The 26420-nt window shown below is 47.6% G+C and carries 18 protein-coding genes; 6 read left to right on the plus strand and 12 right to left on the minus strand.

What is annotated here, in order from left to right; translation table 11 throughout:
• Positions 1-792, minus strand: coding sequence for a molybdate ABC transporter substrate-binding protein (modA, locus tag Q4Q57_RS17425; RefSeq protein WP_311891534.1), 792 nt, complete (start codon positions 790-792; stop codon positions 1-3).
• Between the two features lie 205 nt (positions 793-997).
• Here modA and Q4Q57_RS17430 point away from each other — a divergent pair, with 205 nt between their 5' ends.
• The 4 genes from Q4Q57_RS17430 (at position 998) to Q4Q57_RS17445 (ending at position 6983) form a co-directional block, all read left to right on the plus strand.
• Positions 998-1777, plus strand: coding sequence for a TOBE domain-containing protein (locus tag Q4Q57_RS17430; protein ID WP_311891535.1), 780 nt, complete (start codon positions 998-1000; stop codon positions 1775-1777).
• A gap of 466 nt (positions 1778-2243) precedes the next feature.
• Positions 2244-3476 carry an efflux RND transporter periplasmic adaptor subunit gene (locus Q4Q57_RS17435; protein WP_311891536.1) on the plus strand — a complete coding sequence of 411 codons (1233 nt, stop codon included), beginning with the start codon at positions 2244-2246 and terminating at the stop codon, positions 3474-3476.
• Between the two features lie 2 nt (positions 3477-3478).
• Positions 3479-5512 (plus strand): MacB family efflux pump subunit, encoded by a 2034-nt coding sequence (locus Q4Q57_RS17440; RefSeq protein WP_311891537.1) that lies wholly within the window; start codon positions 3479-3481, stop codon positions 5510-5512.
• Positions 5513-5519: 7 nt separating this feature from the next.
• Positions 5520-6983: an efflux transporter outer membrane subunit gene (locus Q4Q57_RS17445; protein ID WP_311891538.1), complete on the plus strand. Its 1464-nt coding sequence runs from the start codon at positions 5520-5522 to the stop codon at positions 6981-6983.
• A gap of 141 nt (positions 6984-7124) precedes the next feature.
• On the opposite strand, the gene Q4Q57_RS17450 is transcribed toward Q4Q57_RS17445, so the two are convergent.
• The 10 genes from Q4Q57_RS17450 to Q4Q57_RS17495 form a co-directional block, all read right to left on the minus strand.
• Positions 7125-8267, minus strand: coding sequence for a site-2 protease family protein (locus tag Q4Q57_RS17450; RefSeq protein WP_006083005.1), 1143 nt, complete (start codon positions 8265-8267; stop codon positions 7125-7127).
• A gap of 224 nt (positions 8268-8491) precedes the next feature.
• Positions 8492-8869: a DUF4144 family protein gene (locus tag Q4Q57_RS17455; RefSeq protein WP_311891539.1), complete on the minus strand. Its 378-nt coding sequence runs from the start codon at positions 8867-8869 to the stop codon at positions 8492-8494.
• Between the two features lie 226 nt (positions 8870-9095).
• A complete protein-coding gene (locus tag Q4Q57_RS17460; protein WP_311891540.1) occupies positions 9096-10784 on the minus strand; it encodes a FapA family protein in 1689 nt (562 codons plus the stop codon).
• 478 nt (positions 10785-11262) lie between these two features.
• Entirely contained in the window at positions 11263-12306 is a 1044-nt protein-coding gene (locus Q4Q57_RS17465; RefSeq protein WP_311891541.1) for a methyltransferase, read from the minus strand.
• Positions 12307-12477: 171 nt separating this feature from the next.
• Entirely contained in the window at positions 12478-13797 is a 1320-nt protein-coding gene (locus Q4Q57_RS17470; protein ID WP_006083001.1) for an alkaline phosphatase, read from the minus strand.
• Positions 13798-13871: 74 nt separating this feature from the next.
• Complete coding sequence (gene gshB, locus Q4Q57_RS17475; RefSeq protein WP_311891542.1) at positions 13872-14825, minus strand: glutathione synthase; 954 nt, start codon at positions 14823-14825, stop codon at positions 13872-13874.
• Between the two features lie 90 nt (positions 14826-14915).
• Positions 14916-15647 (minus strand): 16S rRNA (uracil(1498)-N(3))-methyltransferase, encoded by a 732-nt coding sequence (rsmE, locus tag Q4Q57_RS17480; protein WP_311891543.1) that lies wholly within the window; start codon positions 15645-15647, stop codon positions 14916-14918.
• Between the two features lie 8 nt (positions 15648-15655).
• The gene (endA, locus tag Q4Q57_RS17485; protein ID WP_409438197.1) at positions 15656-16432 is read right to left on the minus strand and encodes an endonuclease EndA; all 777 of its coding nucleotides are present in this window, start codon (positions 16430-16432) and stop codon (positions 15656-15658) included.
• Between the two features lie 173 nt (positions 16433-16605).
• A complete protein-coding gene (locus Q4Q57_RS17490; RefSeq protein ID WP_311891544.1) occupies positions 16606-17265 on the minus strand; it encodes a SprT family zinc-dependent metalloprotease in 660 nt (219 codons plus the stop codon).
• 247 nt (positions 17266-17512) lie between these two features.
• Positions 17513-18682 carry a hypothetical protein gene (locus Q4Q57_RS17495; RefSeq protein ID WP_311891545.1) on the minus strand — a complete coding sequence of 390 codons (1170 nt, stop codon included), beginning with the start codon at positions 18680-18682 and terminating at the stop codon, positions 17513-17515.
• A 333-nt stretch (positions 18683-19015) separates the two neighbouring features.
• Between Q4Q57_RS17495 and blaOXA the strand changes: the two genes are divergently transcribed.
• On the plus strand, positions 19016-19903 hold the full coding sequence (gene blaOXA, locus Q4Q57_RS17500) for an OXA-548 family class D beta-lactamase (RefSeq protein ID WP_311891546.1): 888 nt from the start codon (positions 19016-19018) through the stop codon (positions 19901-19903).
• Here blaOXA and Q4Q57_RS17505 read toward each other — a convergent pair.
• Positions 19900-20811: a LysR family transcriptional regulator gene (locus Q4Q57_RS17505; protein WP_311891547.1), complete on the minus strand. Its 912-nt coding sequence runs from the start codon at positions 20809-20811 to the stop codon at positions 19900-19902. The genes blaOXA and Q4Q57_RS17505 overlap by 4 nt on opposite strands.
• A gap of 121 nt (positions 20812-20932) precedes the next feature.
• Here Q4Q57_RS17505 and Q4Q57_RS17510 point away from each other — a divergent pair, with 121 nt between their 5' ends.
• Positions 20933-25486: a biotin carboxylase N-terminal domain-containing protein gene (locus tag Q4Q57_RS17510; RefSeq protein WP_311891548.1), complete on the plus strand. Its 4554-nt coding sequence runs from the start codon at positions 20933-20935 to the stop codon at positions 25484-25486.
• Positions 25487-26420: the final 934 nt, after the last annotated feature.

Genomic DNA, 26420 nt, shown 5'->3' on the forward strand with positions numbered 1-26420 from the left:
CTAATTCACTCCAAAGCCATATTTTTCAAACACATTTTTTGCGCTTGGGCCTTGCAGATACTCATTGAACGCTTTGGCGCTTGCCGTCGATTCTTGTTTGACTAAGGCGATAGGGTATTCAATTGGGCTGTAGCTCGTCTCTGGGAAGGTTGCCACGATTTTGATCTTCTGGGCGACTTTCGCATCGGTTGAATACACTATGCCTAGCGGCGCTTCACCCTGTTCAACTAAGGCGAGGGCGCCGCGGACATTGTTAGCGCGGGCGAGTAAGGGCTCAGCGACTTGCCATAGCTTAAGATTTTCGAGGGCTTGCTTGGCATATTGTCCAGCGGGCACATGATCAGGGTCGCCAACAGCCATACGGCCGCCTTTTAATGCGGTTTTAATATCCCAATCGCCATTGAGCACCACCTCTGTGATGGGACTATTTTTCTCGGCAATCAAGACCAAGGTATTTTTTAGTAAGGTTTTACGACTGTTAACATCGACCGCTTTGGCCTCGACTAGATAATCCATCCACTTTTGATTCGCCGAGACAAACAGATCGGCGGGCGCACCATTGGCCACTTGTTTTGCCAGTGTTGAAGAAGAGGCGAAGGAGAAGACCACCTTAGTATTGTGTTCTTTTTCATATTGCTGGCCGATTTCGTTAAGGGCATTGGTGAGCGATGCCGCAGCAAAAACAGTCACTTGCTCATTGTCTGCCGCAAAAACTGGGCTAGATGTCAGTACCATTGTGAATAATGAAGCCGTGGTAAAACGCAGTAATTGCTTAAGGTGAATGGATTTCATTGTATTCCTCCGTGATAAAAAGTGATCGATATATACCAATCTATATATCGATCATTCAAGCCCTAAGCAATCAATTAGTGATCTGTGTGTGGTTTCTTGCTGATTAATGGTATTGATCCGCTGAAATATCTCGGCAATCTTATTGGTATCCTCAAGACGATGAAGGACAATAGGACTCAAGTCAGATTTGGGTGCGGGATAAACGATGGATTTACATGCATTACTTACGCTTTCCCTCGGGGATAAGCCCTTCGCCAATCCTAGGCGGATAAGCCTGCTTGAGCAGGTCGCCAACACTGGCTCGATCAGCCAAGGCGCCAAGCTTGCGGGGATCAGCTATAAAGCGGCGTGGGACGCGATCAATGAGATGAACACCGCCATGCCCGAACCCGTAGTGTGCAGCGAAAAGGGCGGCAAAGGCGGTGGCGGCGCGAAACTCACCGAATTTGGCGAGCGTTTGCTCAAGGTGTATTCCATCACCTCCCAAGTACAAGCAATGGCCTTGGCCGCCTTGCTTGATGAGTCCGTCGACATGCACAGTTTATTGGATGTGATGGCGCATTTCTCACTCAATACTAGCGCCCGTAATCAGTTAACGGGTCGTATCAATGGCATTGATTCATTTGGATTAAATGACAACATCAGCGTGACCTTAGCGGGCGGGCAACAGATTCAGATTTCAGTGACCCATTCGAGCCGCGAGCGCTTACAGTTAGCCTTGGATAAATCTGTGTTGTTACTGTTTAAAGCCCCCGCAGTACGGGCTATGACACATGTCTGTGAACTGGATGGGCAAAATTGCCTCAGCGGCCGTTTGCTGAGTGTGACTGAACTTGGCGATAAGGCCGAATTAGCCATAGATATTAATAGTAAAGACATCATCTATTCAGTGATGCCACTTACCCAAACGCAGGCGTTGGCTGTCGGCGAGCCATGTTTTGCCTGTTTTGATGCCACGCAGGTGATCCTCGCCAGCATGAATTAGTCGAATTGAGTGATTAATTCGATTAATCATTGGGTTATTCACTGGGGATGGTCAGTACTTGGCGTGAATGTTTCGTAGCGGGTTGGTCGTTTTTGTATTTAAATCGACATCAAAGTCATAAGGCTTCACCCCACGACCTTGATCTTTCTTGAAAAAGAATCAAATGAAGTCTGTATCTAGATTCGTTTGAATGGCAGAACTACCACAAGTGGCACAATCATAGAACGTCGAACCCCTACAATTTACCGCCTAACGATTTGGTATCGCACTCAATCGGCATTGCTACCTAATGCTCAGCTGTGCTTCCCTTGCAAATTTCTACACAGATATTTGCAAATCTTTACCTGTTAACGACACTTCCTTCGTCTACTGTCTTTGGCTAACTCTATATACTGTTGGAACAATTTCAGTTCCTTAGCAAGATTAATGCTTGCTGTCTTTAGCATTGATGGACACGACAATACCGATGAAAAAATCCTCAAAGCGTAAATTGCTGCTCGCGTTAAGCGGCTTAATACTCCTGAGTGGCGGTGCTTATTTTATGTGGCATAAGCCTGAAACGGCACCTACCTATGTGACTGAAGCGGTGCGCCGTGGCGATATCGAAAACTCAGTGTTGGCCAATGGCATGTTGCAGGCCTCTAAACTGGTGAGTGTGGGCGCGCAGGTATCGGGGCAAATTTTAAGTTTGCCGCTGGCACTGGGTGATGAAGTAAAGAAAGGCGATTTGATTGCTCAAATTGACAGCCTAGCGCAGCAGAATAATTTGAAGGATGCTCTCGCATCACTCAAGAGTATCAATGCCCAGTTCCGCGCTAAACAGGCGCAGATCCGTCAAGCAAAGTTGGAATTTAGCCGCCAGCAGCAAATGCTTGCCGATAAGGCAAGTTCCCGTGCCGATTATGAAGTGGCCGATGCTAATCTAACGGTTTATCAAGCCGAGCTTGAGCAATTAGAAGCGCAAAAACAACAGGCTGAGATTAACGTCGACAGTGCCAGAATCGATTTAGGTTATACCAAAATTACCGCACCTATGGATGGCACTGTGGTGTATTCCGCGGTGGAAGTGGGGCAAACCGTTAACGCTAATCAAACGACGCCGACAATCGTGGAAATGGCGCAGCTCGATACCATGACAGTTAAAGCACAGATTTCCGAAGCCGATGTCGTCAATGTTCATCCGGGTCAAGCCGTGTATTTCACGGTTCTTGGCAAGCCGAATCATCCCTACCGTGGCGTTTTGAGGGCGATTGAGCCTGGGCCGATTTCGATGGATGGCGACGATAGCAATATGAGTTCTAGCGACTCAGACGCCATTTACTACCATGGTTTGTTTGATGTAGAAAACCCTGACCGCACCTTGCGTATCGGCATGACGGCGCAGGTGTCTATAGTGTTAGCTAAGGCCGATGATGCGCTATTAGTGCCTGCGCAGATATTGCGTATAAAGCCGAGGGAGAAATCCGCGGCGCCAGAGGCTAAGTCTGGCGAGCGTAAAGCCCCCAGTGGCCCGCAGTATCAAGTACCTGTGTTAGTCGATAACCAAGTGCAATATGTGGATGTCACGGTTGGGATTAACAACAAAATCAATGCCGAAATCACCACTGGTTTGAATGAGGGCGATCAAGTCGTGCTTGGCATGCCGTCCGCCGATGATGGCAGCAGCAAGTTCCGTCGTCCACCTAGCGTGAGGTTTTAACAGTGACAACGGCATTACTTGAAATTTCAGGTTGTTATCGCACTTTTCAGGCGGGTGAGCAGCAACTCACAGTCTTGCAAAATGTGAACCTGTCGATTGGCCGTGGTGAGATGGTGGCGATAGTAGGCGCTTCTGGCTCGGGTAAATCGACCCTAATGAACATTCTTGGTTGTTTAGATAAACCGTCAAAGGGCGCGTATTTTATCAATGGCCAAGATACCTCAACTATGGACGTGGACGAATTAGCTCAGCTGCGCCGCGAGCACTTTGGCTTTATCTTTCAGCGTTATCATTTACTGGGTGATTTGACCGCCATAGGCAACGTCGAAGTGCCCGCCGTGTATGCGGGTAAAGAACGCTCGGTGCGTAAAGACAGAGCCGAGCATTTGTTGACGCGTTTAGGCCTTGGCGACAGGCTTGATCATAAACCCAATCAGCTCAGTGGTGGTCAACAGCAGCGGGTCAGTGTGGCGCGCGCTTTGATGAATGGCGGCGATGTGATCCTCGCCGATGAACCGACCGGTGCGCTGGATAGTCACAGCGGCGAAGAAATGATGCAGTTGTTGCAGGAGCTTCACAGCGACGGTCATACCATCATTATCGTGACCCATGATATGCACGTGGCCCAATATGCCGACCGCATTATCGAAATCAAAGACGGCGTAATCATCAGCGATGAGCGCAGTCTGGATAAACAAACGGCTAAGTCGCAAACTTCGATGTCGCAAAGCTCAACGTTACAAAATATGGCGCCACAAAAGCCTAGCGGCACTGTGGTCGCCAAAACAGTGGCAGCAAAAGACAGCTCGCGTGCGCGGGTGGCTTCGTGGGACAGATATGTCGAAGCGCTTAAAATGGCGCTAGTGGCGATGTCGACCCACAGGTTACGTACCTTCTTGACTATGCTCGGGATTATTATCGGTATTGCCTCTGTGGTTTCTGTAGTGGCCTTAGGTGAAGGCTCGCAGCAGGCCATTCTCAAAAGTATCAGTTCGATGGGAACCAACACGATTGATATTCGCCCCGGTTCTGGTTTTGGCGATCGACGCTCGGCGCGGGTGCGCACCTTAACCGCAACGGACGCCAATGCCCTTAAAAATCTGCCCTATGTTGATAGCGTGACGCCAAGCATTGGCTCTACTGCAACGGTTCGTTTTGGTAATAAAGCGGTATCGGCATCGGTGAATGGGGTGGGACCTGAGTTTTTCCGTGTAAGAGGGTACGAGTTAGCGCAGGGCCAATTTTGGGATGATGCCAGTGTCGCATCGCTCGCCCAAGATGCGGTGATTGATGACAACACCCGTAAGGAGCTTTTTCCTAACAGCGCTGCCGACAATAACTCGGCGATAGGGCAAGTGATTTTCCTTGGAGATTTACCCGTACGTATCATAGGTGTGACGAAGCCCAAAGAAAGTGCTTTTGGTAACAGCGATGCGCTTAATGTATGGGTGCCTTACACCACAGTTTCTGGCCGTATGGTGGGTAAAAATTATTTGGATGGTATTACCGTTCGACTCGATGAAACTGTGCCGAGTAACGCGGCGGAGCAGGGTATTATCACGCTGCTTAAAATGCGCCACGGCACGCAAGATTTCTTCACCATCAATACCGATACCATTAGGCAGAACATCGAAAAAACCACAGCAACCATGACCTTACTGATCTCGGCTATCGCGGTGATTTCCCTTGTCGTTGGCGGAATTGGGGTGATGAACATTATGTTAGTGTCTGTGACTGAGCGGACCCGTGAAATCGGTGTTCGTATGGCTGTGGGTGCGCGCCAGAGTGATATTTTGCGCCAGTTCCTTATCGAAGCCATTTTAGTGTGTTTGTGTGGTGGCACCTTAGGCATAGCCTTGTCCTACTTAATTGGCGTGGTGTTTGCTCAAACGGGGGGCAGTTTCCAAATGATTTATTCCACCACCTCCATCGTTGCCGCCTTTGCCTGCTCGACCTTAATTGGTGTGCTATTTGGTTTCTTACCCGCCCGCAATGCGGCGCAGTTAGATCCCGTTGATGCACTAGCCAGAGAATAATAACACCATGAATAATAAACTATTTAATCGAATATTTTCGCCTCGTAGCTGTGCTATTGCTGTTTGCACGGCTTTGGGACCAGCTCTGTGCATAGCCCTGTTGAGTGGTTGTGGCAGTGTTATGCGTTCAGACTTTGAACCGCCCGCATTGGCGATTCCTGAACAGTGGCAAAACACCACAGTGAACGAGCAAGTAAAGGTCGATCCTTGGTGGCAGCAGTTTCATCAGCCTGAGCTTGATAAGCTGGTTAGCCAAGTGTTGAGCACTAACAATGACTTAACTCTAGCGACCTTAACCCTGCGTAAAGCGCGTTTGCAGGCAGGGCTAACGCGGGACGATCTGTACCCGCAATTATCGGCCAATCTTGGCGCTTCCCGTAATCAGCCACTTGATGGCGGCGACGCGACTAAGAGTTATCAAGCCAACTTGTCTGTCAGTTATGAGGTGGATTTGTGGGGCAAAGTGTCGGCCAATATTGACCAAGCCCAATGGGCGGCGCTGGCGAGTGCCGAAGATAGAGAAAGTACCACCCAAAGCCTAGTGGCGACCACTGCATCCTTGTATTGGCAGATAGGTTATTTAAATCAACGGGTTGATTTAAGCCAAAAGAGCATAGCGTACAGCAAGCAAACGCTGGCTTTAACCCAAAGGCAGTATGATTCTGGCGCCGTGACGCAAGTGAATGTGCTCGAAGCGCAGCGCAGTATGGCGGGACAAGAGGCTGCGCATAGTCAGCTTATCCAGCAATTAACTGTGGCTAAAAATGCCCTTGCGATATTACTCAATCAGGCACCAGCTGCTAACCCAGCGCAGAGTTTAGCCTCAGGGGAGACTTGGGTTGAGATTAAGCAACTCCCCGATGTGGCAGTGCCGGACGTTAGCGTGGGTGTACCCGCAGATTTGTTAGTCAGACGCCCAGATGTGAAGGCTTCCTTGTATCAACTGCGCTCCGCCTTGGCGAGTAAAGACGCTACCTATGCGAGTTATTTCCCAAGCCTGAGTTTAACGGGTGGTATTGGAGAGTCGACCTCAGAGTTAAAAGAGCTGTTACGCAATCCCGTTGGTAGCTTAGGCGCTGGGCTTGTCTTGCCCTTTTTGCAGTGGAATCAAATGCAAATCAATAACGACATTGCCGATATCGATTATCAAACTGCAGTGGTGAATTATCGCAAGACGCTTTATTCCGCCTTTGAAGATGTCGATAATGCGATTTCGGCTAAGCAGCAATATCGCTATCAAGGGGAGAAGTTGGCGCAGCAATTTAGCGCCGCGGCGGCCGTTGAAGCCATTTATGAGAGCCAGTATCGCAATGGTGCTATCGGTATTCAGAATTGGATTGATGCCCAAGAGAATCGTCGTAGCGCCGAGGCGGCTTTGCTCGAGAATCGTTACAACCAACTCACCGCCCAAGCGACGCTTTATCAAGCCCTTGGCGGCAGCGATATCGCCCCGCCTTTGGCAAAGGAATAACGCACGGTTGTAAAAGCATCACAGCGCGACAGAAAAATAAAAAACCGCTATTAATAGCGGTTTTTCGTTTTTATATAACTCAGGCAAGCGCAAGTCTTTGAGTGCTATTGCCTTTGCGCTGTGCTTAGCCGTTAAGCCACATTAGCTGCGGAGTATTTGCAACGGCAGGCTGAGCATATCATCGCCCGTTCCAGCTAAGTGCCAGATGATGCCGACTAAGGCGCCAACCGTGAGCAAATACCAAATAACCGAGAAGATTTGCCCGTATCTGTCTAATGGCAGCAGATGGCTTTGATGGCGAGTACGCCACTCGAAAATAATTTCTAGGCTGCCGATCAACAACAAGAATCCCAATAAGGCTAAGCCTAAGGTGTAGCTGATATACACTCCGAAAGCGGCACCGGCGGCGCAGGCGACCAAGCCCATGATGCTGTTCATTGAAAAACTAATGCTCTTTAAAATATGCCCGCCATCGAGTGGCAAAATAGGCAATAAATTGAATAGGTTAAGTAGCGCATTAAAGGCGGCAAGGCCTGCAAAAAACACATTGCCCGTGGCGTGGTAAGCAATCAAGGATGCGATGGACATCAAGAGTCCAAAGGTTGGCCCCATGATAGAAATCACCACATCTTGCCAACGCGTATTAATTTTCTCATCGGAGAGGGCAAGTCCGCCCATAAAGGGAATAAGGTAAATTCCTTTGGTTTTCATCCCAAAATATTTCATCGCGCGGATATGGCCGTATTCGTGGAACACTAAGCAGGCGATGAGCGCGAGGGCAAATTGGAAGGAGAATAGCCAAGAATAAGCGGCAACGCTGGCGCCCGCTAACACAACTTTTATGACTTTGGCGCTTTTTAACAGTTTAAAACCAAGGGAGGCGAGTCCAACCATGCTCAGTTTTTGCTGCTTAACGATGGGCGTTTCTGGGGTTTGGCGTTCGATATCTTTTTCGGTGCGTCGGCCTTGGTCGATAATTTTGTCATCCTGCAGCAAGCAGTAATCAAGGCGGAAAGGCTGCCAAACGAGATCGGTTTCGAGGCGAACTTGGATTTTATTTTCTGTCATGGCGATGGCTTGCTCGCCACTTTCGGTCGCCAATGGGCTGCTGTGGTGGGTGAGCTCAAAGACATGAACCTTGAGGCCGCCATTGTCGACGGAAGCTTCTTTTTGTGAGACTAAGGTATTGTCCCAGAAGAGTTGTTGCCAGCCCGCGAGTGAGCCTTCTAAGCGCAGTTGTTTGCCTAAGCAGTCAATCTTAAGTAGTTCCAATTTCGGTTCCATCTGTTTGTATATTTAGTGCCAACTTAAACGTCATCCCTTGAGTCGACGCTGAAAACGGTCATTTTGAAGTGCATGTTAGCCGCGCTTTGTCGGTTGATTCGGCGCTACTACACAGCGGCAAATTATGCCTGTGAATTCACTATGAGGATATTAGCTTTTAAGGTCATAGTGTTTTTTATTGAGTAACTGAGTTATTGGCAGATGGTATCTCAGCTGCTTGCCGTTTATTCATCGAGGGTGCGTACAATTTCAATCCCTTGGGAAATCGTTGTGAAAGCCAACTTAGCGACGCAACATTGTCCCAGTGCTTGGGCATGATTTTGAACCCACTTGATAAATTCATTGAGCGATAAATCTTGTTTTTGGCGTACTAATCGCGGTAGTTCACCGACGGGATCTTCATGGATTTTTTGCGTACAGGCACTGATAAGATAGCGCCTGCCTTTGGAGTCCAGTAATTGGTCAGTATCGATAAAATGATGCTGATAGAGACAGGCCAATTCGAGCCAATCCCTTTGGTGTTCTAGGTAAAGTAATTCGTCATTTTGAGTCAATTTTGCAATGGCAGGCCATTCAATACTCGACATCTTAACGCTAGTCATTTCAGATCCTTAGGAAGTTTAAAATGGGCTCTGAGACAGTCTCTGAGAACAATCATTGGCAGTAGGCAAGGATTAGAATTATACAAGAAGATACTTGGCATGCTGCGTGAGTTTATCTAATAGCAGTATGCCACGCTGAGGGAAGATTGATAGAGGCCTGAACGCGTTCGCAGAGTCTGGCAGAATGAGCAAGGAGTAGTGAATGTGTCATTACTCCTCGCGAGTATTAAGCCGTCGGTGCAGCTTTGGCTTTGGCGTTATAGTCAAAGTTAATTTCTTGATTAACATTGGCAATGCAGCAAGTGCCGTGTTCACGGGCAGTGCGATGATTCGCTGGACCTATATGTAACTCAACATTGAGGAATACGTGTTTAAGCACTTCGATACGGTATTTCTCGTAATAGCCTTCGACTTCTTGTTTTAAGGTATCGAACTCGAGTTCTTCACGGGTGCGCTCATCCAAAATGCGATTCTTCTGGTCGAGCATCATCTTGATTTGCTCGATCATCGCCGCGTCGCCTTGCCATTCTGACTTTGGGGGTAATTTATTGAGGCGAGCCTCAATATCTAAACTGGCGACAACCATAGCTTTAACGCTTTCATCGAGTAGCTTGAGAGCTTGTTTGAGTTCGGCATGTTCCATTGCGCAATAAACGTCGGTTTTGGTTCCCGCCGTTGCCCCTATGACAACCGCCGTGATGCCTTTCTCTGCACGTGCGACACCGCCCACCAGATCGCCACGACGACCACTCGGATCGCTGACCGTTAAACTGCCAGCTGTTTTGGTATGGCTGTGCAGCAACTGTTTAGTGACTAAGATATTGCCCTTGGCCACTAAGTTGGAATATTGCACAAACTGGGCGCTGATCTGGCCTTGAGAATGGATATTGGTAGAGTATTCATTAGCTTTAATTTGTCTGCCTATGATGCCTTTACTGACTGTGACATCACCTTCCGCCTCTAGGGTCGCGGAGTCCACAAAGCCCATTACGGTTATATCCCCCGAACTTTTAACTAGCATGCCCTCGTGGACATCACCTGTGATTAAAATACTGCCCTTAAAGCTGATATGGCCTGTGCCGATGTCGACATCTTTAAGCTGCAAAATATCATCGACATTCATGCCTGTACGGGTTTCGACGGGTTGGCCTGGCACAGTGGCGATGAGTTTATTGGGATCCTGCGGATGCAAAGCTGTGCCGGTACCCGCTTGGAGTACGGCATCTTTACCCGGTTTTTGTTTAAGTACTTCGCCCTTAATATTGTAACCTGGTGTGCCTTCGGTGGCGGGGTGTTTAACCATCAAGAGATCATTGGCTTTGACGACGATAAGTGAGCCGAGATTACGCATATCGACACTGCCATCTTCCCGCTCTTGTGGTTGAAGTAAGCGTTCACGCGCGAGGAACACTTTGCGTTCTAATACCGCATTGAGTCCATTGACCGGCGCTTTACCTTGGGCGATGTCACTTTGGCAAACTTCACCCGGCTTCAGCGTGCTAAGTTGTTTGAGTAGGGTTTGAATTTTGAGCTTGCTTAACCCCATGCAGACGTTGTTCTTTTTGAGATGGGTGAGGATCTCTGGCAAATCTATCTGTTTACCGCCCCATGCTGCGGTCAGTTTGAGGCTGGCTTGCATTTTATCTGGGCTAATTTCGATTGCTATGGTGCCATCGCGGCGTTCAGCTAAAGTGGCGAATAGCTCAAACTTCCCCTCATCTTGGCTGCACAGAGCGTTAATTTTAGCGACGGTTTTAGTAATAGCTGGCTCTAAAGGAAACAGGGAACCGAATTCAGGTAAAGACAACAGGCGCATTATGTCTTCATGGGTGACTGGGCCATGGACATTAGGGATCAGGCGTAATTCAGCTTTGGTCTTATCGCTGTTTAGCTCTATGAGTTCAGGGTCCAGCATAGGGGCATTCCTAGTAATTGCGTTTTATTATTGTTTAAGAAGCTGATTTGAGTATAACAGTAGAAACTTAGGGTAAAGAAGCCTTTTTGGCTGCAAAAACAGCAAATGTTGGCATTTTGTTGTTAATGGTCTACTGGGCGATTTATAGTTAGTTTTTTATAAGAAATTGAATGAGATAAACAGTGTTATCTCTGGTTTATTCCTACTAATCACAGTGTAAGTCGCAACTTAATGCTAACTTTCGCTTTAGCGATTATTTTGGTGTTTTAAATCAAATTCCTATGCTAGGAACGGCAATTTGAGGTAAATGGAACTGTGTTTACGGGAATCGCTGACATGCGGCAGATCACAATATTGAGTTTTGTAACACGAGGAAAGATAAGCTTTATCTGAAAAATGGGATAGTGACACGAGTGAGTATGAGGCATAGTCAATAACGCGCCTATAAACAAAGCATAAGCGCGTTATCTGTAGAGTTTTACTTGTGTTGGAAGTAATACAGCTTGTACTTGTTGTTATCGGCAACCACTTTTAATTGGCCAAATTCGGCGGCAATGATATCGGAATAGGGCAAGTGGCGGTTGGCGACAATTTGCCAAATACCGTTATGTTGTAATTGCTTGGCACTATCAGTGACAAAGTTCTGCGCTATGCTGGTGGTGCTTGCAAGGCCATCGTGGAACGGTGGATTAGAGATAATGCCGTTAAATTTCCCCGTGGTTTGCGCCAGTCCATCGGAAGGATAGACTTTGGCCGTCATTCCATTGGCGGCTAAGGTGAGTTCGCAGGAAGCCAAGGCCATCGCATTAATATCGACACACTCTAAGGATAAGCTCGGCTGTGCCTTGAGTAGGGCAGCGGTAATCACGCCGGCGCCGCAACCAAAATCGAGCACTCGGCCCGAGAGTGTCGGCAGGTGCGACAGTAATAATTCAGTGCCCAGATCTAAGCGTTTTTCGCTAAACACCCCGACTAAGTTACAGATACTGATTTCGCCCTGTGGTGTAGTCAGTTGATACTGACTGACCCAGTCGCTGAGCTTCATCGCTGGTGCGCTACTTTCCAAACTGCTGCCAAATAACAGGCAGTGGCGAGCGTTATCGAGCTTCATTCCAGTCGCAAAATACTCAGGCAACAGCTTCACTAAAGACTTAATCCCGCCTTTGTTTTCTCCAACGACTAACAGTTGGCCGTTAGGCACAAGATGATTGGCGGCGAGGTTAAACAAATAAGGTGCTAAGGGTTTGGCTTTGGGGAAATAAACAATAACCGTATCGTACTTTTCTCGTTCAAGCGGGTCTTGGTGCGGCAGGTCATGGCCGAAATAGCAACGCAGCTTTGAGTTGGCGTGCGGCGCTAAGTGCAAGTAATGGTGGTAGTCCAAGGCGAGTGCATCGACCGACGCCGCGACATCGAGCAGGGCTTTTGGCAGTAGATCGGCTTCATGATTGAGCACTAACACCTTATGTTGGCTTAGGCTGTCTTGATTACGAATAATGACTTGCGATGGATTGGTTAACACGGTTACTGGCACCTATAAACTTAAGTGTGGGCATTATACCCGTTATTCACGCCTGAGCCAGTTTGCATCGAATCCCTGCGCTAAGACCTAATAAAATCCCTAATCAAAAGACCCAATAAAAAAGGCAACTGCATTATGCGGTTGCCTTTAATGAACGGAATCGATTAACGCTTAGCTTTTAGGTTTCTTCGGTTTAGGTAATAAGCTAAAAATCTTATTGGCGATATCGGTATTATCTTGATGGCCGTTAAACAGCTCAGACGCCGGACCTGCGGCAAAAACTTGTACGTCTGTGCCAGTGTGGCCGTCGGTTGTCCAACCTGTATCAGTACGTTTATCAATAACATGGCGAATCGCCACCGCCATGGTTTCTAATCCCTGCATTCTGGCGACGTTCAATTTGGCGACTTCTTCTTCGCTAAGTTCAAAGCCTAAACCGCGGGCGAGATCGGCTTGCCATTGCTCACCAGTGATGGCGGCTAAGGCCAAAGTGTCTGTGCTGGCCGAGATATTACGCAGGATTTCAGGGTTCCAGCTGTAATTGCCATCGACGCCAATCGATAGACCACCGGTATTGTGGTCGGCGGTGATCACCATTAGGGTATCTGGATGTTCACGCACAAATTGCTCAACCACTTCAATGGCATTGGAGAACTCATCCATCTCACCCATGGCAGTGGCGATATCGTTATTGTGGCCCGCCCAGTCGATGAGACTCCCTTCGACTAACAGCACAAAACCTTGGTCATTTTGCGACAGTAAGCTGAGTGCCTTTTGAGTTAAGGTGCTGAGTTTTCTTGCATCTTTCTCATCAATCGCCCAAGGCAATTGTACTTCGGCAAACAGGCCCAACACTTTTGGTTGGGTGATGCTGGCGAGATCCTCAAAACGGCTAATGTGTTGATAGCCCTTGGCTTTGAACTGCTCTAACAGCGCAGGAGGAAAATACTTTTGACCACCGCCTAAAAATACATCGGCGTTGGTTTCTAAATAGCTGAGTGCCAGAGCGTCGTAGTTTTTACGGCTCTCGTTGTGGGCCAAAAAGGCGGCTGGCGTGGCGTGGTTGATTTGTGACGTTACCGCGACCCCTGTGCTGAGGCCAAGGGATTTGGCTTTTTCGAGTATGGTCGGCAGTGGTTGCTTTTGGGTATCGACCGAAATCGCCCCATTATACGATTTAACCCCTGTGGCCAGCGCTGTCGCGGCCGCGGCTGAGTCAGTCACATAACCACTGACGCTCGCGGGGTAGGTGCTTGCCATGCCTACCAGTAAACGGTCGAATACGGTTTGCTCGACTTCTTCAGTGTCAGGATTATCTTTGTAATAGCGGTAGGCGCTGGTGTAAGACGGCCCCATACCATCACCTATCATGATGACGATATTTTTCGGTCGCGATGGCGCTTTCGTTGGACCCGTTTCATCTGCCCAAACTGGCGTAGATAACAGCAAACTGATGCCGAGTAACAAGAGTGGCGCTTTGGTGAAACTCATATCACATCCCTAGAAGTGGTTCGGCGCTCGCGATGTGCTCGCGCCTTACAATCAACAAACTCGTTGGTAAATTCTTATGCTTTGGCGTTAATGCGTGCTTCGATAGCATCCATTAACATGCCCGTGATGTCGACATCAAATGCCGCTTGGATTTCACGGATACAGGTTGGGCTCGTCACATTGATCTCAGTCAGCTTGTCACCAATTACATCCAGCCCGACAAAAATCAGTCCGCGTTTTTTTAGCTCAGGGCCAATAGCACGGGCAATCGCCCAATCACTGTCGGATAAAGGCTGCGCCACACCGCTACCGCCGGCGGCTAAGTTGCCACGGGTTTCACCTTTCATTGGGATACGTGCCAGCGTGTAAGGTACAGGCTCGCCATCGACCACTAAAATGCGTTTATCGCCTTTAGTAATTTCAGGGATAAAGGCTTGCGCCATCGCATATTGTTGGCCGTAGCTGGTCAAGGTCTCGATGATCACCCCAAGGTTAGGGTCATCTTGCTTCACGCGGAAAATCGAGGTGCCGCCCATGCCATCTAAAGGCTTAAGAATGATATCTCCCTTAGCTTGGTGGAAGGCGCGGATACGTTTGGCATCACGGGTCACGATCGTTTCTGGGGTGAATTCGCTAAACCATGCGGTGAACAGCTTTTCGTTAGCATCGCGTAGGCTTTGCGGCTTGTTGACGATTAATACGCCTTGTTCTTCGGCGCGCTCAAGCATGTAAGTGGCGTAGATGAACTCAGTATCGAATGGCGGGTCTTTACGCATTAAGACCACGTCGAGTTCGCTCATTGGCGTGTCTTGCGCTTCGCCTAGCTCATACCATTTACTCGCATCATTGATAACAGTTAACGGACGCATATTGGCCATTGCCACGCCGTTGACCATGGCAAGATCGGCCATTTCCATATAAAACAGCTGATAACCTCTGTCCTGCGCGGCCATTAACATGGCAAAACTAGAGTCTTTCTTAATGTTGATCTCACTGATGGGGTCCATCACTATGCCGAGTTTTATCATTAATCTGTTCCTTATTTGTTGCCGTTTGCAGGCAAAAAAGCATTGATTGGATAATGGGTCTGTTATGCCAGCGTAGCTTGCGGCTGCGGTTTAGCCTAAATCACCAAATCTGAGTTGCAGCGCCGTAATGGCCGTGAGCGAGGCGGTTTCAGTGCGAAGCACTCTGGGGCCAAGCAACACATCGGTAAATTGATAGGTTTCTGTCATGGCGATTTCTTCCGCCGACAAACCACCTTCTGGGCCAATTAACAGGCGCACGCGAGTGTGCGCTAAATCTAAACCATTGATACCGTGTGCGGCACGTGGGTGTAAATTGAGTTTCAGTGCCGAGGTTGGCTCACTGCACCAATCGTGTAAGTCCATCGCTGGGCGAACCACAGGTACTTGACTGCGGCCCGATTGTTCACAGGCGCTCACAACGATTTTCTGCCATTGCTGAATTTTTTTCTCTAGGCGTTCGCCATTAAGCTTTACACCGCAGCGATCGGAAAACAGCGGCGTAATGGTATTAACCCCCAGCTCGACCGATTTTTGAATGGTGAATTCCATTCTGTCGCCACGGGAAATCACTTGGCCTAAGTGCAAGTTGAGTGGCGACTCAGATGAATTTGCCTCACAGGAAAGCAGTTTTACTGTGACATGCTTTTTACCCGCATCGACAATTTCAGCAAGATAATCATGGCCATCGCCATTGAATAGGCTGATATGTTCGCCGTTACCCATACGCAGCACTTTACCGATATGGGCCGCGCCATCTTCGTCTAAGTTCAGCTGTTGATTAATGGCTAATGGCTGAGGTTGAAAAATTCTTGGGACTCTCATTGTCGACCTTACTCGGCTAATTGTTGACGCAGTGGTGGCGCATTACAGGCATTCTGCACAAAGGGATTATGGTTGCCTTGAGTCTGCGCTATGGCGTTATCGCGTTTGCACTCAATAGTATCAACTGGATAGGTTTTATCCCATGCCTTAAACAATTTTAATTGGCTCGACGCGATTTTAAGCCCATAGGTCTGCTGCATATAGAGGTAGGTTCTGGCTATCTTACCGCGAGCATTGACGGGCGGCTGCGCCTGACGATTCTTAAAATCGACCACCATAGCGCATTGGCCATATTGGTCGGCTTTACCGTTCCATTGGCTAAAACGGAAGTTGCTGCGATCGCCGTTCACTTCACCGATAGCGGGCACTAAGTTGTGCATGTCCGCTTCCATCTTATTAAATTCGTTACTGTTATCGGCGCAGTTTTTACGCCCGCCCTTTTGCCAGCATTGGAGCTGATGGCCAAATTCCCAGGCGGGCACTATGTGTTCCCACTCGATACGATTGGCGCGGGTTTCCTGTTTACGGACTTGATAACCGCAGCTGGCGAGATCGGGTTTCCACGATTTGCCTTTGATCTGAATATCGCAGCCACAGTAAAAACTCACTGCGGGTAGAGTACCTTGGCGACTTCCGGCGTAGAGCGCCTGCGACTTAGTTTTCGCTTGGCTGAAACTGCTGGGGTGTGACACTGAGGCGCTAGCGGGCACAGATGAGGTCGTGGCCCAAGTGATTAGGCACAACAAAAGTCGCCGCGAATTAACGGTTAAAGAAGTTTTGTTCAAAATTTATCCCAAAATAACAAACACTACGCGAGCCTTTGGCTCGTCTTTTATGGCGTGATGGTAAGGGAAATGCCGTTGCTTATGCAAATTGAGTCGTACTTTTTACTCACGCAATTCCCAAATGCTGAAATTCCAATTTTGGAGTGGGTGTGAGGATTGTGCGCTAAGAGTGCTTAGAGTGCCGTTAAATGGGTCTTGCAGCGTTTACAGATATAACGGCTTTCACCGCGTAGCACCTTGTTATGGCGGCGAATACTTAACCGAATCGGTCCACAGGCGCAGCGATACTCCACGTCGCGACCTGCCACAGAAGTGGTATTGAAGCTGTGGGTGGTACTCGGGTTAACCTTAAATACCGTTAGCATCAAAGATTGCCATTCTTTACCGTGGGGCTTGGTTTTGCCAAAAAGCTGAAAACACAGTAAATGACAAATTTCGTGCGGTACAACTTCAGTTAGAAAAGCTTCGCTGTTTTCGCGTAGCAACACGGGATTGAATCGCAAACGATTCTGCTGCAGATGAGCCGTACCCGCGCTCTTTCCCCTGAGACTAAATTGAGTGACTGGGCGCGGGAAAGCGCGCTTAAGCGATATCTCCGCTTCTTGATAACAAGCTTCAATTCGCTCTAGTACTTGTATTTGCAGTGACGAGAGTGGGCGTGATGAACCGGTGAAAATATGTGCCTGAGCCAGATTTTGTACTGGTGTACTCGTTATCAGCTGCGACTTATCTTGGCTTTGGCCCAAGGCTGCGTATGTCGATTTTGTCAGTGGGGCGAGTGCTTCACTGCTGCGACGACGTAAAGCATTGAGTAAGTCTGCAGGTTTCAACATAGGGTTAGCGTTGGATCTCGTCGGTTAAAGGTAAACATTGAGTGCTTAACATTCATTTAGTTATGAAGCATCAGTTATGAAGCCAATCCTATGTATGGCGCTTGGCTTCTGCGTTCGGACGCTTGTTCTTGTAATCCGCTCTTATACTCAGCCTTCCAAATCAGCGCTTGAAATAAGAGTCAGGCCAAGCGTTCGCATCATAGCGAACGCTATCTGACAATGCCAGTTTCAGCCAGTGTGACTTGGCTTATAAACTCGCTGCCGCCTGCATCACCATAGTGCGCACTTGTTCGATTATGGCTTGCTCAGTATCGGCGTCATAGCCTTTGACTCTAGGGGTGTGAATGTGGCCGACTTTCGCACGGCTATTAAACTTTTGCTGCAACACTATGGCGCGATAGGAAATTTCATTAGAAAGATAACCGCCGCCAGAGCCTTCGACCGACGTTTCGTTTTGCAGCTCATTCAATGATGTTGCACTAAACTCACCGCGAGCAAGGGTCGTGACAGTGTGGTTATCGTTGACTTTCCATTGGCCATCTTTTACTTGCATGGCTGCAACAGGCAGCGAGAATTCGACAAATTGCGGGCCGATAAAATCTTTGCCATTGAGCTTGGGGGCAACCGGTGCGGTTTTAGTGCCGCCAGTGAGGACATTTTGGTTATCGGGCGCCGCGGCACTGCGATTTCGGGCAGGGAAGCGTTCAATATCAAAGTCAGTTCGGCCCATGCTGACGGTAAATACAAATTTGGTTTTAGGATCGCGGTATATCGGGCTCAGTAGCGATTCGATAAGTCCTTGGTCAAAATCTTCAAAACGCACTGGCACCATAGCAGTTTCGATTTGCGCCGTTTTGCCATTTACATCAAAGCGGAAACCATCCAAGGCGAGGGCGACTAAGCCGGAAGGATTACTCTGGGTGATATCTTTATCGAGGAAGAAGGGATCGAAACCCGTGAGGAATATTTTGATTTGAACATCATCAGCATATTGAATATCGCTAAAACCCCGAGAGGCCTTTTCAACCGCACTCATTAATATGTCTTGTTGCCAATCGGCCATTTTAAAGTTGGCGCTGGTGCTCTTAAGACTATTAAGCATGGCAAGGCGCGCCCAATATAAAGGTCGGTCGTCAACATGACCGGACTGCACATCGCGTACCGCCTGTTGCCATAATCTGTGACCTTGGCGCGCCGCTAATTGGGTGGCATCGACTTCGTTTTTCTTAGAGCTTAGCTGCTGGGTCAGGCCATCATCGAGTGCTTGATAACGAGTCACGACTTCACCCATGGTTGTTTCGGCTGTCGGTAGGCGGGAAACTTCAACATCACCAAATAGCTGCATAGCACTGGCCGTATTGATCAAGCTACTGGCGAGGATTAGCGTTAACACTGGCTTCAATACTGGCTTCAACATTTTTGATTTCCCTGTAGTGATAAGACGTTATTGATTGGAAATGATGTCCATCTCGTCCTGCGGAAGGCTCTTATGCCAAAAAGTATGCACTACAAGCTGAGGGTAATAAAGTTATGCTCAGTGATCTTCGTCATCTTATGCCAATATCTTCTATCTCAACATCTTCTATTTCAAAGGCGGCGGAGCTGGCATCAGTACTTCTGTGGCAGAACTTACTTGCCTCTTTTTTGCCACAATTGGTCAGCAGTTTGCTAGGGCATGCAAACACGCTAAGTGATAGCCTTAAGCACTTTTTTAGTTCATTGGATTTTTTGTTTTCTACAAGGAGACTTTATGCGTTCGTTCGCCATATCGACTGTGTTGGTGATGTCCTCACTGTTAGCGTCGTCAATCATAGCTGCCCCAACTTTTGCCTCAACAGCGGCGAAGACGGAGTGGCAAGAAACCCGCAGTTGGGATGCCATTTTTACTCAGCACCAAGTTGAATCGCAACAAGCTAAGCAACAACAAGCTAAATCGCAAAAAACTAAGTCCCAACAAGCCTCGGGCGTGGTGGTGCTGTGGAACGAAAACAAGCAACAGGGATATACCAACAATCTCAAACGTGCCAATCAAGGTTTTTTACCGGCATCGACCTTTAAAATCCCTAACAGTTTGATTGCGCTTGAGCTGGGTGTGGTGAAGGATGAGCACCAAGTGTTTAAATGGGATGGTAAAAGTCGTGATATCGCCACTTGGAATCGTGACCATAACTTGATTACTGGGATGAAGTATTCGGTTGTGCCCGTCTACCAAGAGTTTGCCCGCCAAATTGGTGAGGCGCGGATGTCGAAGATGATCGCCTCTTTCGATTATGGCAATGAGGATATCTCGGGTAACTTAGATAGCTTTTGGCTCGATGGCAGTATTCGGATTTCTGCCACTGAGCAAATCGATTTCCTGCGCCGACTTTATCACAATAAGATACACGCTTCTGAGCGCAGTTTACGTATTGTTAAGCAAGCCATGCTGACTGAAGCGAATTCTGACTATATTATCCGTGCGAAAACCGGTTATGCAGTCAGAGCGGAGCCAAGCATTGGCTGGTGGGTAGGTTGGGTTGAACTCGATGATAATGTATGGTTTTTTGCGATGAATATGGATATTCCCGACGCCGCAGGTTTACCATTGCGTCAAGCCATTACTAAGGAAATCTTAAAACGGGAACGCGTAATTCCTTAGCCCATGAGGGATTGCAGACTTTCTTGGCTGCTAAAGCGTTTTACGAAGAAGTCTAAGAAGACGCTGATGTTGGTGGCCAGTTGGCGTCGACTCGAATAAACCCCGTAAACCTTAAACGGTTCAATCGGCCATTCCTGTAAAATCGGTACTAGTTGTCCATTGGCAAGTTCGGTCTTACAGGCCGAATTGGATAACATGGCGATGCCAAAATCATCCATGGCTAATTGCTTCACCATGATAGGGCTATTGACCCGCACTTTACGTTGGAAGTTCGCCATGGTTTTACGCGAACCTTTACCCAGTGGCCAAATCGGCGCCGAGCGAGAAGTCCCCAATAAAATACCACTGTGCAGGCTGAGTTCTTTTGGCGTTGCGGGCGTGCCTTTGAGTTTTAAGTAACCTGGGCTCGCGACTAAAATCGGTTGGCGTTCAAACAGTAATCGTGCGACTAAGTCCGATGATTGAAGTGGGCCATATTTGATGGCTATATCATATCCTTCGCCGACCAAACCAATATCGTTGTCGGTAAACTGGACATCCAATTCAACATTGGGATATAAACGCATGAATCCGCTACAGAGGTTAGCGATAAGTTCTTGGCTAAATGACACTGGGATTGCAATGCGTAATGATCCTGACACATCATCGTGAGTATTCTCGATAACTGCCTTGGCCGCTTCTACCTCATTGCGAATCGAATCACAGTGTTGATAAAAGAGTGCCCCGATTTGGGTCAAACTCAAATTACGGGTGTCGCGTTGTAGTAATCGCACGCCAAGTTGTTCTTCTAGCTGCGCGATTTTGCGACTTATGGTGGATTTTGGGTGGCCGGTTTCACGTGCAGCTTGGGAGAATCCCTTCGCTCTAACTACGGCTGCAAATAGCATCATACCGTTTAAATCTGGCATGTTATTCCCACTGTCTCATATTTGGAACAAAGCGTCCTATGCAGTTTAATGGCATTTGACGGGATAACAAAGTTATATTTATTGGCTAAAAATTTTCAGAGGCTAAGCAGAGGATCTTTTGATGACCAGCAATAATCAGCCCAAACACATGACTCAAGCCCAAACGCCCGATCCGCTTTTTTTACAGGCCGAGCATTTGGCAAAAGATTTTTCTCTGTTTCCTAAGCACAGTAAACAGAGTTTATCGGAAGAAATTAAAGGTCTTTTAAATGAGGATGCTATTCAAGCAAACTTAAAAGACTTGGCATCTTTAGATGTCGACGGTTACGTTGCTAAAGTGATCCAGCCGACCCAAGATAAAGGTCGTCCTGGTGCAAAACGTATTATTGCCGATCTTAAAGGTCGTTTGATTACGGAAACTCACTTGGGCTCTTTTTACAGTGCTGAGGTCGAGCTGAACTTTGGTTCACGCACTCGTCGTATTGGCTTTATTGCCCAAGAACGCACTACCGCTAACGGTGCTTGGATGCCTGAGCATCATTACGCCGCTTGTAAAGCAATTCGTCATTTCGCCGAATTGTCTATGCCTATTATCTATTTAATTGATACCCCAGGGGCGGATGCTGGCGAAATCGCTAACAGCCAAAACCAAGCGCATTCAATTTCTAAAGCCATCGCAGAAAGTGCCAACGTTGACGTACCGACAGTCGGTATCGTAATTGGTGCTGGTTATTCTGGTGGCGCAATTCCATTAGCGGCTGCGAACATTCTGTTGTCGTTGCGTGACGGTATTTTCAACACGATCCAGCCACAAGGTCTGCAAAGTATTGCCCGTAAGTACAACTTATCTTGGCAAGAATGTGCGAAATCTGTGGGTGTATCACCAGAAGAGCTTTATACCTCAGGTTGTATCGACGGTATCATCGACTTTTCACCAGGCGATCGCGACGAGCGTCAGCACAATCTGCGCCGCGCTATTATTAGCAGCGTAGAAGCGGTTGAGCGTGCAGCGATGAATTTTGTGCGTGAATCTAAAGATTTACGTGAGCATTATGATCGCAGTTTAACTCGTTTTCTTAATCCATCTAAAAACTTGATGGCTTTGGAACTGAACGCAGAATTGGCTGTGGCAACGAGCCCGACCAGTCACCATAACTTGTTCGGTAGCGCCTATCGCTATCTGCGTTATTTAACGCTACGTAGCCGTATCCATTCTATTTCTCAAGAGCAATATGGTCGTCTGTCACGTGCTAGCGTGCCAGAAGGTGATCTGTTGGCACGTATTCAACAGGAACAAGACCGTGTGTTCCAAGCTTGGTTGTCTAACCCTGACAAGCTAGTTTATGACGAAGATTTGAATAAATTGTGGACTAACTTTGTCGCTAAACGTGACGAAGTCTCTACCGAGCGTAACATGCTGACACGTTTGATTTTGGGTGAACCAAAAGAGAACTATAAGAAAGCACGTAAGGCGCTGTTATTTAACATCAGCTGGTCTTTGTATCACCGCTGGAAGAGCAATGCGGCTAACAACTTTAAAGGGCTGATTCAGCACTTAGAAAGTTTGCCAAAGTCTGTGACTCAAGCTAAATGGCCTGAGCTGAATCAGCTGACTGTGCTGGATGTGGTAGTAAATGAAGAACTGCGTGAAGACTTTATTTGGCAATGCCATAACATTCTGATCTTCAATGCCTTGTATGACAACGTTGTCGGCAGCTTAGCGTCAATCGCGAAAGAAGCCATGATGTCGAAGAGTTTGTCACGTAACTCAGTGAACAACCTGTTGCACAAGTCAATTGACCATGCATTGTCGACGCAAGATACCTCGAACGACAAAGCTAAGTTCTATAAGTGGCTCAAGTATTTTATGGGTCAATCGAACCGCGCCGATTTGTTGGTGCGAGTAGAGCAGTGGAAGAGTGTGGGTTTCCCACAACTTAACGACAGTCTATTCGTGGTACTGACCTACTTCTTCGAGCGTTTACTGCCTGAGTATTTCGATAGTGAAAGCGATACCAGCAAGTACACTGGCGCGATCAACCCTGTGCGTATCGGTCGTCGTAAGGACTTCTGGAACCGCTTGACCATGGGTTATCAGGATCTATTGATCCAAAAAGTGCTGCGTGACGAAAAACGTAAAGGCAACATGACTTGGGAAAATGTGGTGAAGCAGTTCTTTACCCATTTCGAAGAGATCAACGGCGACAAAATGTCGGCTAACTTGCTCAACTTCCCAGGCTTCCGTTTATCGATTGAAGACGCATTAGATAAAGGCATTCGCCCATGTGGTTTGATCACAGGTATTGCTGACTTTAAAGAAAAAGGTCAAAAAGTGCGTGTGGGTGTGGCAGTGTCTAACACTGCATTCCAAGCCGGTGCATTCGATATGGCCAGTGCCGAGAAATTCTCAGCGCTGTTGATCGAGTGTGCTAAGCGTAAATTACCCGTTGTGTGCTTTATCAGTTCAGGCGGGATGCAGACTAAAGAAGGTGCCGCGGCGCTATTCTCTATGGCTGTGGTGAACGACCGTATCACGCGCTTTATTCGTGATAACGAATTGCCTGTACTGATGTTTGGTTTTGGTGACTGTACTGGTGGTGCGCAGGCGAGTTTTGTGACTCACCCATTAGTGCAAACTTACTACCTGTCTGGCACTAACATGCCATTCGCAGGCCAAATGGTAGTGCCAGCTTACTTGCCATCAACGGCAACCTTGTCTAACTACTTGTCAAAAGTACCTGGCGCAATGGCGGGCTTAGTCCATAACCCTTTCAGCGACAATTTAGACTCTCAGTTAGCGGGTATCGATCCTCTGATGCCAATGCCTTCGGCAAAAATTAACGACGTGATCATCAATGCACTGTCGACCTTAGTGGTTGAAGCAACTGTTGAAGAAGAAGTGATCGTGCAGAACGATCCACGCCAGTTAATGAAGCCAATTAACAAAGTATTGGTTCACGCCCGTGGTTGTACTGCGGTGAAATTGATCCGTAAGGCGCATGACAATAATATCAATGTGGTATTAGTGGCGTCGGATCCTGATATGACATCAGTGCCAGCGGACATGCTCAAAGATTCCGACAAGTTAGTTTGTCTCGGTGGTAACACCTCGGATGAAAGTTACTTGAATGCTTACTCAGTGCTGAAAGTGGCCGAGTATGAGCAAGTGGATGCATTACACCCTGGTATCGGTTTCCTATCAGAAAGCCCGCAGTTTGCTGCACTGTGTGTGAATAACGGTGTTAACTTCGTCGGTCCTAGCGTGCATTCAATGACGACTATGGGTAACAAGTCGAACGCGATTAAGACATCGCAAGCGCAAAATGTACCTGTAGTGCCAGGTTCTCACGGTATTCTGACTAATGCTGAGCAAGCCGTTAACGTGGCGAGCGAAATTGGCTATCCAGTACTGCTTAAAGCAGTACAAGGTGGTGGCGGTAAAGGTATTCAGGTAGTGAAACGTCCTGAAGACATGATTGGTTTATTCCAAAAAACCGCAACTGAAGCGGCCGCCGCCTTCGGTAACGGTGACTTGTACCTAGAGAAATATGTGACATCACTACGTCACATCGAAGTGCAGTTACTGCGTGACAAGTTCGGCAACGCCAAAGTATTAGGTTTGCGTGACTGTTCGGTTCAACGTAACAACCAAAAAGTGGTCGAAGAGTCTGGTTCAACTATGTTGCCAGATGAGCTGAAGAGACAAGTACTGGCTTATACCCGTGCTTTAGGTGACGCGACCGATTACATGGGCGCAGGTACCGTTGAGTTCATCTATAACTTAGATGCAAACGAAGTCTACTTCATGGAAATGAACACGCGTCTGCAGGTTGAGCATCCAGTAACGGAAGCGACGTCAGGTATTGATATCGTTAGCGCGCAGTTTGATATCGCCGCTGGCCGTTCAATTGAAGCGTTGGAGCCGAAAGAAATTGGTTATGCGATGGAAGTACGTGTGACGGCTGAGAAAGCGGCGCTCGATAGCCATGGCATACTGCAACTGATCCCAAATCCAGGCAAGATCACTGAATGTGTGTTCCCTGAACATCCAGATGTGGAAATCATTTCGATTGCAGCGCCAGGTAAAGAAGTATCGCCATACTACGATAGCTTGATTGCGCAAATCATCATGCGCGGTGAAAACCGTGAGGATGTGATTGCCAAACTGTACGAATACTTAGACAGCGTAGTGCTGAAAGGCATCGCGACTAACATTCCGTTACTCAAGCTTATTCTGAAAGACGGTACCTTCAACGAAGGTGTTTACGATACTAACTATCTGCCACGTTTAATGGCTGAGCTGGACATTCCTGCGTTGATCGCTGAAATGGAAGCCGCCGCTGAAACTGTGGAAGTGGACACTGAGTCACTGCGCGTTGGTGAAAGTAACGAACTGAAAGTGTTAGCCCAAGGCGCAGGTATCTTCTATACCTCTTCTGCACCGGGTGAAGCGGATTTTGTGAAAGAAGGTGACATAGTCACAGTCGATCAAACGCTAGCACTCACAGAAGCGATGAAGATGTTCTCGCAAGTGACCTTAGCCGGCTTTAACCGTCAGAGTGCGATTCTGTACCCTGAGGATAAGAAGTATCGCATCGAGCGCATCCTGAACAGCAATGGTCAGCAAGTGTCTCAAGGTGACTTACTGTTCGTGGTCTCGCCAGTAGAAGAATAAGCTTAGCGTTTAACGCCATAGCTAAATAAGAAAATACCCGCCATTGGCGGGTATTTTTTTGCTTCAAAATTATTGCCACTAAATTTTATGTCACTAAATATAGGCAAGCGAGCATGCCGCTCATAATGTGCATGACGTCTTTGATGAATCAACTTAGCTTTAATAGATAAGCTCATAACTAACAAGTGGCCAATATCAGCTTTGTGCAATACGACCTGTATTTCTGATTAAGTCGGCAAAGAGTTTCTTTAATCTGTCGTTCGCCCATTTATTAGAACAAGCTGCATCAAGAATCCACCTCTAGCCTCGAGAATCAACGGAATCTCCATGCTTTATTCGTAGTAATAGAGGCTCATCAAACCTCATTTTAAGTTGAAACTGAGTCTAAAATGAGCGGTGTGTGGATAACTTTGGGGGTAAGTGGTGGGTATGATGTGGTTAGCTTGAAAGATATGAATTAACTGCAAATTTCCTTAAAATAGGGGTTGCACAAAATCTCCAGCTCCCTATAATGCGCATCCACTGACACGGCAGACAGCGTTAAGCAGCCTGATGTGACAGTTCATCGACGAGTTTACTGATTGATGAGTGTTGAGAAAGTTTGCAAAAACTCCTTGACGCAGAACGGGAAATGCGTAGAATACGCAGCCCTAGCCAACTGGAAGCGTTCGACGCTCAGTGTGGTACTCAATTCCTCTTACGGATATTGAGTTGCTCTTTAACAAGATAAAACAAGAAATCTGTGTGGACACTCACAGGTGTTGAGTTAATCGAAACTGCTTAACCTTAGGGTTGGCAGTCAAAAATTTAAATCAATGTAACAATGAGTGTTCATAGCAATATGTACAGTTTGTTTTAGCACTTCTTTTATAGGGAGTGCGAGAAACAAAAAATCAGAATTCATTGAGCCGCTGATTCCTTCGGGATGAAGCAA

It is taken from the genome of Shewanella sp. SP2S2-6 (assembly GCF_031931965.1).
GTDB lineage: Bacteria > Pseudomonadota > Gammaproteobacteria > Enterobacterales > Shewanellaceae > Shewanella > Shewanella baltica.